The organism is Sporosarcina sp. P34 (assembly GCF_002743375.1).
GTDB lineage: Bacteria > Bacillota > Bacilli > Bacillales_A > Planococcaceae > Sporosarcina.
In genome coordinates this window covers 67,197-79,528 of sequence record NZ_PDZC01000011.1, presented here as the reverse complement: position 1 = coordinate 79,528, position 12,332 = coordinate 67,197, and the positions used below count along the sequence as shown (strand labels likewise).

At 40.1% G+C, this 12,332-nt stretch carries 13 protein-coding genes; 8 read left to right on the top strand and 5 right to left on the bottom strand.

Annotated features, from left to right (window positions below; genetic code table 11):
* The first annotated feature begins 10 nt into the window (after nt 1-10).
* The 3 genes from CSV63_RS14050 (at nt 11) to CSV63_RS14040 (ending at nt 2,536) form a co-directional block, all read left to right on the top strand.
* Nucleotides 11-487 carry a VanZ family protein gene (locus CSV63_RS14050; RefSeq protein ID WP_099696382.1) on the top strand — a complete coding sequence of 159 codons (477 nt, stop codon included), beginning with the start codon at nt 11-13 and terminating at the stop codon, nt 485-487.
* A gap of 92 nt (nt 488-579) precedes the next feature.
* Nucleotides 580-879: a hypothetical protein gene (locus CSV63_RS14045; RefSeq protein ID WP_099696381.1), complete on the top strand. Its 300-nt coding sequence runs from the start codon at nt 580-582 to the stop codon at nt 877-879.
* 244 nt (nt 880-1,123) lie between these two features.
* Nucleotides 1,124-2,536, top strand: coding sequence for a GGDEF domain-containing protein (locus CSV63_RS14040; protein WP_099696380.1), 1,413 nt, complete (start codon nt 1,124-1,126; stop codon nt 2,534-2,536).
* Between the two features lie 121 nt (nt 2,537-2,657).
* Here CSV63_RS14040 and CSV63_RS14035 read toward each other — a convergent pair whose 3' ends face one another.
* Nucleotides 2,658-3,239: a LysM peptidoglycan-binding and 3D domain-containing protein gene (locus CSV63_RS14035; RefSeq protein WP_099696379.1), complete on the bottom strand. Its 582-nt coding sequence runs from the start codon at nt 3,237-3,239 to the stop codon at nt 2,658-2,660.
* Between the two features lie 406 nt (nt 3,240-3,645).
* On the opposite strand from CSV63_RS14035, the gene mgtE reads away from it, so the two are divergent.
* Nucleotides 3,646-5,004, top strand: a complete 1,359-nt coding sequence (gene mgtE, locus CSV63_RS14030; RefSeq protein WP_099696378.1) for a magnesium transporter — start codon at nt 3,646-3,648, stop codon at nt 5,002-5,004.
* A gap of 167 nt (nt 5,005-5,171) precedes the next feature.
* Here the strand turns inward: mgtE and CSV63_RS16945 are convergent, their stop codons facing one another.
* Genes CSV63_RS16945 through CSV63_RS14020 form a run of 3 tightly spaced genes read right to left on the bottom strand, consistent with a single transcriptional unit; the run spans nt 5,172 to nt 6,944 of the window.
* Nucleotides 5,172-5,294, bottom strand: coding sequence for a hypothetical protein (locus CSV63_RS16945; RefSeq protein ID WP_255408947.1), 123 nt, complete (start codon nt 5,292-5,294; stop codon nt 5,172-5,174).
* Nucleotides 5,295-5,341: 47 nt separating this feature from the next.
* Entirely contained in the window at nt 5,342-6,760 is a 1,419-nt protein-coding gene (locus CSV63_RS14025) for an amidase (protein WP_099696377.1), read from the bottom strand.
* Complete coding sequence (locus CSV63_RS14020) at nt 6,753-6,944, bottom strand: hypothetical protein (protein ID WP_233189640.1); 192 nt, start codon at nt 6,942-6,944, stop codon at nt 6,753-6,755. Before CSV63_RS14020 ends, CSV63_RS14025 begins: the two co-directional genes overlap by 8 nt.
* Nucleotides 6,945-7,212: 268 nt before the next feature.
* Between CSV63_RS14020 and CSV63_RS14015 the strand changes: the two genes are divergently transcribed.
* Nucleotides 7,213-7,578, top strand: a complete 366-nt coding sequence (locus tag CSV63_RS14015; RefSeq protein WP_099696376.1) for a DUF2188 domain-containing protein — start codon at nt 7,213-7,215, stop codon at nt 7,576-7,578.
* Nucleotides 7,579-7,609: 31 nt separating this feature from the next.
* Here the strand turns inward: CSV63_RS14015 and CSV63_RS14010 are convergent, their stop codons facing one another.
* Nucleotides 7,610-8,173 (bottom strand): DUF488 domain-containing protein, encoded by a 564-nt coding sequence (locus CSV63_RS14010; protein WP_099696375.1) that lies wholly within the window; start codon nt 8,171-8,173, stop codon nt 7,610-7,612.
* A gap of 233 nt (nt 8,174-8,406) precedes the next feature.
* On the opposite strand from CSV63_RS14010, the gene CSV63_RS14005 reads away from it, so the two are divergent.
* From CSV63_RS14005 to CSV63_RS13995, 3 genes are all read left to right on the top strand, one after another.
* On the top strand, nt 8,407-10,047 hold the full coding sequence (locus CSV63_RS14005; protein ID WP_099696374.1) for an ATP-binding protein: 1,641 nt from the start codon (nt 8,407-8,409) through the stop codon (nt 10,045-10,047).
* Between the two features lie 13 nt (nt 10,048-10,060).
* On the top strand, nt 10,061-10,756 hold the full coding sequence (locus CSV63_RS14000) for a response regulator (RefSeq protein ID WP_099696373.1): 696 nt from the start codon (nt 10,061-10,063) through the stop codon (nt 10,754-10,756).
* 187 nt (nt 10,757-10,943) lie between these two features.
* Complete coding sequence (locus CSV63_RS13995; protein WP_099637441.1) at nt 10,944-12,269, top strand: CitMHS family transporter; 1,326 nt, start codon at nt 10,944-10,946, stop codon at nt 12,267-12,269.
* Nucleotides 12,270-12,332 lie beyond the last annotated feature (63 nt).

Sequence of the window (12,332 nt, the reverse complement as noted above, 5' to 3'; positions counted from 1 at the left end):
CAATCCCCATATGAAAAAATTACTTGCTCTTCTCTTACTTATAAGCATGTTAGTCGGGCTATCCATCTCATCCAGTCAGACGTATGAACAGCAATCGCTTGTCTCTACATTACAAGAATTGCTACCGGGGGAACCCGGGAAGGCTATCCTATCCACGTGGGAATTCAGCTATTGGAATAGAACGATCTCTATTGATGAACGTGGATATTATCACTTTGTAGAATTCCTGATCCGAAAAGCTGCACATTTCCTTACATTTGGTTTTTTAGCTTTGGTAATTTATTGGCTATTACCTAAACGTACAGGTCGCTTATTATTGGCCGCTTTATTTACCTTTCTGCTAGCGTGCGCTGATGAATTGCGTCAATATTTTACAGGAGGCCGCACAGCAACCATGCAAGACGTGTATTTAGACATGACTGGCGCTGTAACGTTTCTTTTAGTAGTAGCTGTCGTTCGTGTAATGAAACGCTTACGTAAGAATTAGGTCCATAGCAATATTTAGGTTTTTAGTATTCCTAACGTTTTTATGAGCATACTACTCTATGCTATGCTAGTGACGAAACAGGAGGGTAATTAATGAATAACTCAAGTGATCAGTTGATTCATTCGCTTAGCTATATTTCCATAAACCGAGTCGTGGACCGCTTAGAACAAACCTATCAAAAGTCTTACCACACGATTTGTTTATTCCGAGATCGAATTACGACGTCTCAACGAACTTTCCCTTTACAACACGTTTTTGATTTGTCCTACCGTCCGTTCTCAGGACAATCAGGATTATTTTATCTTCACACAAATGAAGGAGTTTTTACATTTGAAATTGAAGAGGAACCAGAGAAATTCATTCTTCTATTTAAACAAATACAATCAAAATAAGAGTCAAATAGTGTATAATCCAACGTCTTACTTCATATTTTGAAGTAGGACGTTTATACTTTTGATTACCAGGGTATAAACAACTAAATAAAAATAGATATAAATTAAAACATAGATTAAAATGGCCTATTTGATTATATCTATTTATTCTAAAAATGATATAATGTAAATGTATTCCAAATGTATAAAGTGATAAATGAACTAGTAAATAAAATGATACTTCCTATATTGGAGGAGAGAAACGATGACGGGGGAAAACGAGATAAACGCTGTGCGGCGTAAAATTAACGAAGTAAAAAATGCTGGACGTCATGATTTAGTCATTAAACATGCAGAAGATTTATTAAGTAAAGGTCTTTTGTCTTCAAACAAAGAAGCTGTTTTGTCTGCTCATTACATGTACGCTATATCCTATTACTACGTCGGAAATTACGAAAAAGTTCTATTCCATATAGAAGAACATCACACACAATGTATTTCGTATGGCAAAAAGTCTGATTGGATGCGCTCCTATTATTTGCAATATTTTGTTAGCTCATTTGCATTGGATTATACTAGGGGACAAAAATTACTAGAAGATATGCTGTCCATCGCGCTAGAAATTGAAGACTATTCGTATATTAGCATGGCATACAGTCAACTAAGTCATCTGTACAATAAAAAGGAACAATTTGAGAAAGCTTCGGAGTTTGCCCAGCTAGCCATTTCTTCCGCAAAGAAGAAAGGTGTGGACAGAGAAATTTTAATAATCCGAGCGCATTTATACGCAATTGAATCCGCTATCAATCTACAAAGCCCTAATTGCGCGATGACTAGCCTACAGTATTTAAGCCAATTACCTACTATAGACCATCATCCTCGTGAATTAGCAGTTCTTGAAATTTTGAAAGGCAGATTTTATGAGTTCATAGGTGATTCTAAAAAAGCCTTCCATTTTTATACCAATGCCTTAGAACGAGAAGAAAAATGGAGAGATTACACTCTCTTAAAAGATATTCAGCAAAAACGTATTATGTTAGCTGAAAAACTATGTAGCTTTGATGAACTAGCCAACATCCAGAAAAAGTATATCAATTTACTGCATGAAATTGAAGACAGTTGCTGGGTAAAGATAGCACTCGAATTGCAAATTCGTTTGCAAAGCTCTGCTAGTAAAACTAGCGAAAACGTGGATTACTTAACAGGTATTTATAACCGAAAGTATTTGGAAGAAACAACTAATCTATGGTTGGCCGAAGCAACATTAACTAAAAAATCCGTTGTGTGCTTGGTCTATGACATCGATAATTTAAAAGCGATGAATGACACATATGGCCATCTAATTGGCGATGAAGCGATTAAATTCGTAGCGCGTACTTCTATGAATGAAATTAGAAAAGAAGACGTACTTGCTCGATTCGGTGGTGATGAATTCGTTTTAGTAATACAAGACATTTCATTAGCAGACGCAATAAAGAAAGCTTCTGTACTCGCTAGAAAAATTGAGTCTTTGTCTACTTCTTCTACTGTGATACCCATTCCACTAACTATTAGCATAGGGCTTAGTGACAATAAAATGTGTAGTGAGCAATCTTTCAATGAATTGTTTCATTTAGCGGATCTCGCTCTATACAAAGCAAAAGAGAATGGCAAAAACCAAGTCGTCTCTTTCACATAACGTAAACATGATGCCTATAAATTGGGTTTCATGTTTTTTTGTTAATGAGAAGGTATAAATAATCGTACGCACTATTCAAAAAAGCCCACGCAGCAGTTACGCTGTGTGAGCTTTCCATATCTTAGTTCAATACTTTTACTTTTACATTTTTACGTCCCCATTCGTAGGCACGTGATTTATTTGGAATGAATACGTCGATTTTGTTCCCCTTGATTGCTCCGCCAGTATCTCCAGCGATAGCATATCCGTACCCTTCAACGTGAACTTTTGTTCCTAATTCGATAACTCGTGGATCTACTGCAATGACTTTCAAGTCAGGATTTTTACGTAAGTTCAATCCTGTTCTTGTAATACCTGAACAGCCATTACAATGTGCTGTATACGCTGTTGCACTTACCATAAGTTCTTTAGAGACATTCGCTCCATTTGAACGTGAAGGTGTGCTTTGTTTCTTCGGAGTGCTAGCAGCCACTTTAGAAGACTTTACTAAACGTAATTTTTGTTTTGGATAAATAACTGTCGATTTTAAGTTATTCCATTGTTTAATGTTTGAGACAGACACTTTATGTTGTTGTGAGATTTTATATAGTGTGTCACCTTTTTTAACTGTATGAACTGATGCTGCAGCAGACGTTTCGTTCATTCCGCTTGTGAATAGTGTGATGAACATGGCTACTGTCAATGCAAATACTAACTTCTTCAATACGCCACCCCTAATGATTTAATAGCTTTAGCTTACCAAGACTATATTACAAAAAGATTACAAACGTGAAACAATGCCGTGACATCAGCACGTCTTATGTTACAAATGGCAGGTTTCTGGTCAGATTTGTATGACAATTGGAGTCTTAAGACCTATAATTTATAGTACGTTTCGGTAGCTACGTACTTTTTCCAGTGTTAATTGGATAAAACGGGGTAGTAATAAAAACAGCATAAATATTTTCTATTAGAACTAGAACAAAGTCCATTGATGGATTCAAGTACACTAATAGATTCAGAGCCAATTGGCCAACATGACATTAAATGATGTCTTATGGTTTCTTTCCTCCTATATGAGGGAATGATTGAATGACCATAACTATTTATAGACGAGAGAGGTGCGTTAGATGCCAGTGACACGGAATCGTGACGATGTATCACGAGCGATTATACAATTGATTAAAGACGGTAATCTGGAATCCTTAAAAAAAGCAATTGGTGAACTAGAACCTGCGGAAGTCGCTGCTCAATATAAAAGATTGCCGCTAAAACGACATACTACATTTTTGGAAGTATTAGATAAAAAAACTTTAGTACACATGCTAGGGTACCTTTCGAAAAATGAACAATTACGCGCATTGGATTTAGTAGGACCAGTCCGTTCCACCGAACTACTGGAAGAAATGAAAGGTGAAGATCTATCTTATCTTTTGAGCGATCTTTCAGATAAACAAGTAGAGAAACTCATAGCGGATTTGCGACACGAGGAAAAAAGAAATATTCGACAGCGAAGAAAATATCCGAAATATTCCGCTGGACGTATTATGACGACACGGTATGTATGGATTCATCAATCCTATACCGTCGAGAAAGCGATTGAAAAGCTCAAGCATTATGAAGCATTTGCCCATTACTTGAATTACGTATATATCATTAATGATGAAAAGCAATTAATCGGTGTGCTTTCTTACCGAGATTTATTGCTCGCGCAGGCAGATAGCAATGTAACAGAAATCATGGAAACCGGCCTAGCCAAAGTACTCGATACAACGGATCAAGGCGATGTAGCCAAAATGATTGGACGATTTGATTTCGTATCGCTCCCCGTTGTCAACGAAGAGAATGTCTTAGTAGGAATTATTCGCACCGATGAAGTACTGGATTTAGTTGTTAGAGAGGCAAATAAAGATATTGAAATGCTTTTTGCTTCCGGTAAATCTATAGATTTTCATACAAAACCTGTCGTAGCAGCCTATCGTAGACTGCCTTGGCTGATTCTTTTATTATTGATCGGACTCGTTTCAGGCAGTATCATTTCCAAATTTGAAGCAACATTGGAAGCTGTTGTCGCGCTCGCTTTCTTCATGCCGATGATTGCCGGTATGACTGGTAATACAGGAACTCAATCTTTGGCCGTCGTTGTGCGTGGTTTAGTATCTGAAGATTTGGATATGAAAAAGTCCTTGCGCTTAGTCTTTAGAGAATTAATTGTCGGCGTTATACTAGGTGTCGTTTGTGGTGCCGCTATCGCTGTGATTGCGTATATATGGCAAGGCAGTTTTACACTTGGATTAGTAGTTGGTTCGTCTTTGGTCGCTACACTGATTATTGGAACAATTGCCGGGACTGTTATTCCGTTGATTCTCAATAAATTTAAAGTAGACCCTGCTGTAGCTTCTGGCCCTTTAATTACTACGATTAATGACATTCTGTCGTTACTGATTTATTTCGGAATAGCTACAATGTTTATTTCGAAATTAATGTAATTGAATTTTCAGACTCATTGGTATATAATCTGAACATTCAGCATATTATACTGTATTGAAAGGTTAGTGTAAGGTTATTGTAATTTATCTCATTTTCATGCCAAACACTACAGAAGTATGACATTCTTCACAGTTTGATGATTTGCGTTTATTGGGCTTTTGTTAGGTTATACTACTAGTAACAGCAATTGCACAAACGGATTTGGGTTGAAGTTTGGTGCAGCTGGGTTTGTGATAGCGAAGAAGTAAAGTCGAATCGTCTGTACCGCTTCGTCGAAGAGCGAGTACATACCAAAAAACTCCGCGGCCATGGGTTGACCGCGGAGTTTTTTTCATTTTACGCTCTTGTTAGTAGAGCAGGCTTTCTGTTTTTCATAGGGTTTGTCTGTTCGATTGCATAGCCAACATCCAGCAATAAGGCTTCCGAGAAGGCAGGTCCGATAATTTGTACACCTACAGGAAGGTCTCCCTTGAAACCACCCGGCACTGACAATGCAGGGTTACCTGTTAAGTTACTAGGCCCTGTAAAGCGTATAATATTGTCAATTAAGTCTACTTGCTTGCCATTTAAGTCCACTGTATCTTCGCCGATTTTGCTAGCTACTACAGGCAGTGTCGGTGCAATCAACACATCGACTTTCTGGAATACTTCATGGAATTCTTGCTTCAACTGACGACGTACTTGCTGTGCTTGAAGATAATCGACAGCAGACGGCAGTTCTCCCAGCTCGAATAGCATGCGGATATCATCACCGAAATCTTGCGGTCGCTTCAGCATGTCTTCGTGATGAATGGTTGACGCTTCTGAAAGTGACGTGACCAGCTCTGCCCACTCTGCATATTTAAGAGTTGGAATCTTAACCACTTCTACTCTCGCACCTTGATCGGTTAGCGCTTTAATCGTTCCCCGCACCACTTGATCTACATCGTTGTCTACTTCATTGAAGAAGTATTCTTCATTAACGCCAATAACTAAACCACTGACATCGCCCTTTATTCTCTCCAAATGTTGGCCTACAGGAGTATCGACTGAAGTTGGATCTTTTGCGTCGTATCCTGAAATAATATCCATCATTCCCGCTGCGTCTTTAATCGTCTTCGTCATTGGTCCGATATGATCGAGCGACCATGCCAAAGGATAGCATCCGTATTTACTGACTCGCCCATGTGTCGGCTTCAATCCGACGATGCCGCAAATTGATGACGGAATACGGATGGAGCCAGCCGTATCGGTACCTAATGACGCGACACTTGAACCGACCGCAACAGCAGCTCCCGAACCACCACTCGAACCGCCAGGAATTTTATCAGTATCCCAAGGATTTCTGACCGGTCCGTAGTGGGGGTTATTGTTCGTAATTCCCCAAGCATATTCGTGCATGCTGAGTTTACCGGTAAAGATCACACCCGCGTCTCGTAACTTACTGACTACAGTCGCATCGTCTTCCGGAATGAAATCCTTATGAATTTTAGAAGACATGGTCGTCACTTTACCTTTAAAATATAAATTATCTTTCAAGGCCATCGGAATTCCGTGATACATGCCTCGATAGTTTCCATTTTTGATCTCTTTCTCTGCTTCACGTGCCGCCTGTTCGGCTTCATCCCGGTAAATTGTCATATAGGCATTAATCGTATCCTGCGTTTCTTCTGCGTGATCAAGCACTGCCTTCGTCAGTTCAATTGGTGAAAGTGATCCACTTTCTAAAAGCGGTGCCAATTCCTCGACTGATTTCTGAATCAAATCTTTAGCCAATATGATCACCTCCGGGAATATTTCGAAGCCCGATATCCGCGTCCTCGATTTTTACACTCTCTAGCGTACCTCTTAACTTTTTCATCCCATTCCAGCGACTTTCCAGGATTTCCAAATGTTCTGGCTTAGCTTGAATCCCTTTGCTTTCCAATAGTTGCTGCACTGACAAAGACAATGCATTCACTCCTTCAGTTTGTATTTATCTTCATAGGATTCCCCTAGTGAGATCAAAACGAAAAAAGTTACTTTTACTATACAACTCTGTTGCTAAGTTCATATGACCGTCTATAGATTACCAGTCATTCGAATAATAATCAAATGATTTTGAATAGTTTTGTAATTATACACCATCCGACTTTATTCGATTTAACGCATAGGATGTTCTGAAATCATGTGAAAGACCGTTTATATTCAGTAAAAAAGGGAATTTGTGAAGGAGGAGGTGATGTCATATGCCATGGAGTAAAAATGATTATCCTGCTTCGCTGAAAAATCTGGATCCGGCAGTACGCAATAAAGCAATCGAAATAGCGAACGCTTTGTTACGTGAAAACTATTCCGATGAGCGTGCGATATCCATTGCAACTGCTCAAGCACACGAGTATGTACAAGGTAAAAGTGAAGGTCGTCCTCATTATGAAGTGAAACCACGTGAGGATGAATGGATTTTCAGTAAGGCCGGAAGTGATCATGTACTATTTAAAGAAGATACCAAGTCCGCATTACTTGAGAAAGCAAAAAAGTATGTGAACGAACATGAAGGTATTTTAAAGGTCTTTCATGCTGACGGATCACACGATAAAACATTATATGAATAAAATCAGTGCCTTTTCTCAAAAGGCACTGATTTTATTCATCTTCATTGTGTATAGGCGGATACGTCACTTCTCCATCGGCTGACACAACGGGTTTAGCTCCCCACTTGCCTACTTCATGATCTTCAATCAACGTTTTCTCTTTAGGTCCATCTATAATATGTTTTACGCTGATGCCATGTGTAGCGAGCCAATTACTAATCAACAAGCGATGGCATCTTGCTGGATGACGTTCGGAACAGCATATTGCAATGCGTTGGCCTGAGGCTTCCTTCATCAATTCCTCTATACCTTCTTCGAATTCGGATGTTAATGTGTAATCCGCGTAGTTGTGGAAGGATTGATTATTCCATCCTTCGTTGACTTCATTTTCAATAGTCTTAGATTTCCTTCTACGTCCACCTAATTTTCCGCAATGTCCATATGCAATACCGTGTGCCGGTAACCATTCACCCATTCGATCCTCGTGAAAATGCGGAAATTTACGGCTACCAGGAAATGCACGTACATCGACCAATTTCTCGATACCTGCATCATCCAATAATGTCAAAAACTCTTCTTTTGTATGCGTGGAATGTCCGACGGTGTAGATTTCCAAGAATACTCACTCCTTTTATAGCTATTATTCCCTAAGATTCATATTGATAACCTATCATTTAGTCTATTTTGTCTTGCCCAGTAGTGCATTAAACGCTAGTATTCGTTAGGTATTCCACAAGCTCTGAATGAAGAAGCCTCTTCACTCCCCTCTTATTTACTTAATCAATACTATTTAATTTTGCGCCCCACATGGTATTCTATAGTTACAAACATCTGTATCGGAGGTTCATCATGATTCGTATCCGTAGAGAAGATTTATTCATCCATCGAAAGAAAAACAAACCCTTTGTCAATCTCCACTTGAAAATGATTGGCTTGATCGGCGCGCTCTCTGTCACAATTATTCTGATCATTGGTGGATTTATGAGTTACTTCGTCACGGATACATTAGAAGCCCAAATTGGAGAAAGGGCTCTCAGTGTAGCAAAAAGTGTAGCTGTTATACCTGAAATTTCCCAGGCATTCGAATCGAATAATCCTTCTGCCATCATTCAGCCTATCGTACAGAAGATTCAAGCCCAGACAGACGCAGAATTTATCGTTGTGGGCAACCAACAAGAAATCCGTTATGCCCACCCGAGTCCTGATCGGATTGGCAAAAAAATGATCGGGGAAGATAATGAACGTGCGTTGCAAAATGGAGAATCTTATACCTCTACATCAACTGGGTCGTTAGGAAGCTCACTGCGTGCAAAGGCTCCGGTCTATTTAAACGGTGAAATTGTCGGTGTCGTCTCGGTCGGTTTCTTGGTTGATTCGATTGATTCAATCATTTGGGACTATAGCCGAGAAATTTGGCTCGTTCTCCTAGGCATTTGCACAGCTGCTATCATCGGCGCTGTATTCATTGCGAACTATATCAAGAACATGTTATTCGGATTAGAACCGGAAGAAATCTCGCATTTACTGTTTCAAAAAGAAACGATTTTGCATTCTATCCATGAAGGCATTATCGCGATCAATACAGATGGCCATATTACGATGGTCAACTCAGCTGCATTGAAGTTATTGACAGGTGGCGAACAGCAAGCAGACGACTGGATTGGTACACCTATTCATGAATGCTTCCCAAATTCTGATTTACCGTATGTACTAGAGCATGGTGAATCAGTCTTTGATCAGGAAAGGCTTTTTAGTAACCATATCGTCTATGTAAACAGTGTGCCGATTTTCTACGAACATGAATTGCTCGGTGCTGTCGCCACTTTCCGAAATAAAACCGAGATTGAGAATTTGACTAAAAAACTGGCACATATCCAACAATATGCCAACGCCTTGCGTTCACAAACACATGAATTTGCAAATAAACTGTATACGATCATGGGCCTAACTCAACTGAATAAAAAAGAGGAAGTGCTCGACTTCATCCAAGAAGAAACAAGCATCCAGCAACACTGGACAGACGCACTACTTGATACCATAGATGATCCCTATATTAGCGGATTGCTTGTCGGAAAGCTGAATCAAGCAAGTGAGTTGCAAATTAATATAACCGTCCAGCCTGACAGTCAATTACATTCCATACTTTCCGACGTAAACCGCCAAGCATTGCTGACGGCTATTGGAAATTTGCTTGATAATGCATTCGATGCTGTATATGACGAACGCGCCATTTCCCGGGACATATCGATTTCTTTTACTGATATCGGACAAAATCTGCTGTTTGAAATCGATGATGCAGGTCCAGGAATCGATGAAGCTTCGCTTGATAAAGTCTTATCCCACGGTTTCTCGACAAAAGAGGGAGCTGGAAGAGGTTTCGGTTTGGCTTTAACAAAGAACGCCATTGATGCAGCGAATGGCCAGCTGTCCATTGAACCGAGTGAATTGGGCGGTACATATTTTGTCGTTTCATTACCAAAAGATTACTAAAGGAGGGATCCCCATGATCAGTACTATACAAGTACTAATTGTAGAAGATGATTTCCGAGTCGCAAAGATTAATCGCCAACTAATCGAACAGATCACCGGCTATGAAGTCGTGACAGAAACGCGAACTGCCGCTGAGACTATCGATTTTTTGCAACAGGCAAAGACGCTACCCGATCTGGTTTTATTGGATGTGTACATACCCGACAGTCCGGGACTCGATTTATTTTGGCATCTACGAAGAGAATTCCCCACAATCGATATTATGCTGCTAACAGCTGCTAAAGAGACTAATATAATAGAGGAAGCACTCCATGGAGGCGTGTTGGATTATTTAATCAAACCTGTCGAGCCAGTGCGGTTTGCGGAAGCATTTAGACGGTACCGTTCAAGGAAAATATTGCTGTCATCTAAAAGTGAACTTTCCCAAGAAGATCTCGACCGCGTATTATTTGGCTCTGAGATGCAGCGGGATTCTACTTCTGACGCATTGCCAAAAGGTATCGACCGTCTGACGCTTGAAGTGATAGAAAATGTTTTGCTGCAAAGTCCTGCGGAAGGAATAACTGCTGTTCAAGTAGGTAAAGCAGCCGGTGTTAGCCGTTCTACTGCACGTCGATATCTAGAATACCTTGTATTGATTGAAGTAGTAGGAGCACAGCTGCATTATGGAGATGTCGGCAGACCTGAACGGACTTATAAAAAAATCTAAATACGCAACCGTGAACAAAATGAACAAAATACATAATATGAATTATATCGTTCTTATGTAAACAAGCTTTTTAGCGGCTTTTCGACATGGTACATTATGGACAGCTTAAGTGGAATTATTCAGACACTTCTATATTGTATCCGCTTACAGACTCTTTCATCATTTTATCCATTGGAGGGAAATCGCTATGTTAAGTATTATTGGAATACTGACGATCTTTATTATCGTCGCATTATTAATTAGTGGCCGGATCACACCGATTGTTGGGTTGGTCATTGTTCCGATCTTCGGTGCATTTTTCGCCGGATTCAACTTCAAGGAAGTCGGAGAATTTTTCAACAGCGGAATTGAGTCTGTTATTAGCGTTGTGATTATGTTCATCTTTGCGATTTTATTCTTTGGTGTTATGCAAGATGCCGGCGTATTCAACCCGCTAATTAATACGATGATTAAAATTTCACGAGGAAATGTAATTGCTGTTGCTATGGCGACGGTGGTAATCGCTGCTGTCGCACAGTTAGACGGCTCTGGCGCCTCTACATTCCTAATTACGATCCCTGCGCTTTTACCGCTTTACAAAAGGTTGAAAATGAATCCTTATTTACTGCTACTACTTGTCGGTACCTCAGCAAGTATCGTCAACATGGTTCCATGGGGCGGCCCGCTTGGACGGGCAGCAGCTGTACTCGGTGTCGATGTTACGGAATTATGGCGACCACTTATTAAAATTCAAGTCATCGGTCTCCTACTATTAATTGCCGTTGCGTTCATTCTCGGATTACGTGAAAAGCGAGTTATTGCTAAGAAAGTAGCTAGTGGGGATTTTGATGACAAATTGGATGAATTAGGAGAAGTGGAAGAGCAAAATGTAGAATCAGAAGGCACTTCCCTCCTCCGTCCAAACATGTTATGGATTAACGTGATTATTGCCGTAACTGTCATCGGCTTACTCGTTTGGGGAAAAGTACCTGCAGGCTTTATCTTCATGGTCGGATTCAGTATCGCACTTCCATTAAATTATCGCTCTGTGAATGAACAGATGGACCGTATTAAAGCGCACGCACCGAATGCTCTACTCATGGCGGCGATCATTCTAGCAGCCGGTTCGTTCCTCGGTATTTTGAATGGGACCAATATGTTAGATTCAATAGCGACCGATCTAGTGAAAGTATTGCCGGCAATCATTGTACCGTATTTGCACATCATCATCGGCCTATTCGGTGTTCCGTTTGATCTATTATTAAGTACGGATGCATATTACTTCGCATTACTACCGATTGTAGAGCAAGTCGTTTCCGGTTTCGGTGTTCCATCCGTTTCCATCGCCTACGCACTAATCGTTGGAAATATTATCGGAACATTCGTTAGCCCCTTCTCGCCTGCACTTTGGCTGGCATTGGGACTTGCGGGATTAGAAATGGGCAAGCATATCCGCTACTCATTTGTTATTATGTGGGGATTCAGTATCGTCTTATTCCTTATTACAATGGCAATGGGCGTTATTACGTTTTAAAATCTCTATTCTTTCCATATCGTTATTAGCATCATCAAGAAAAATAGGCTGTCGCGGAACGTC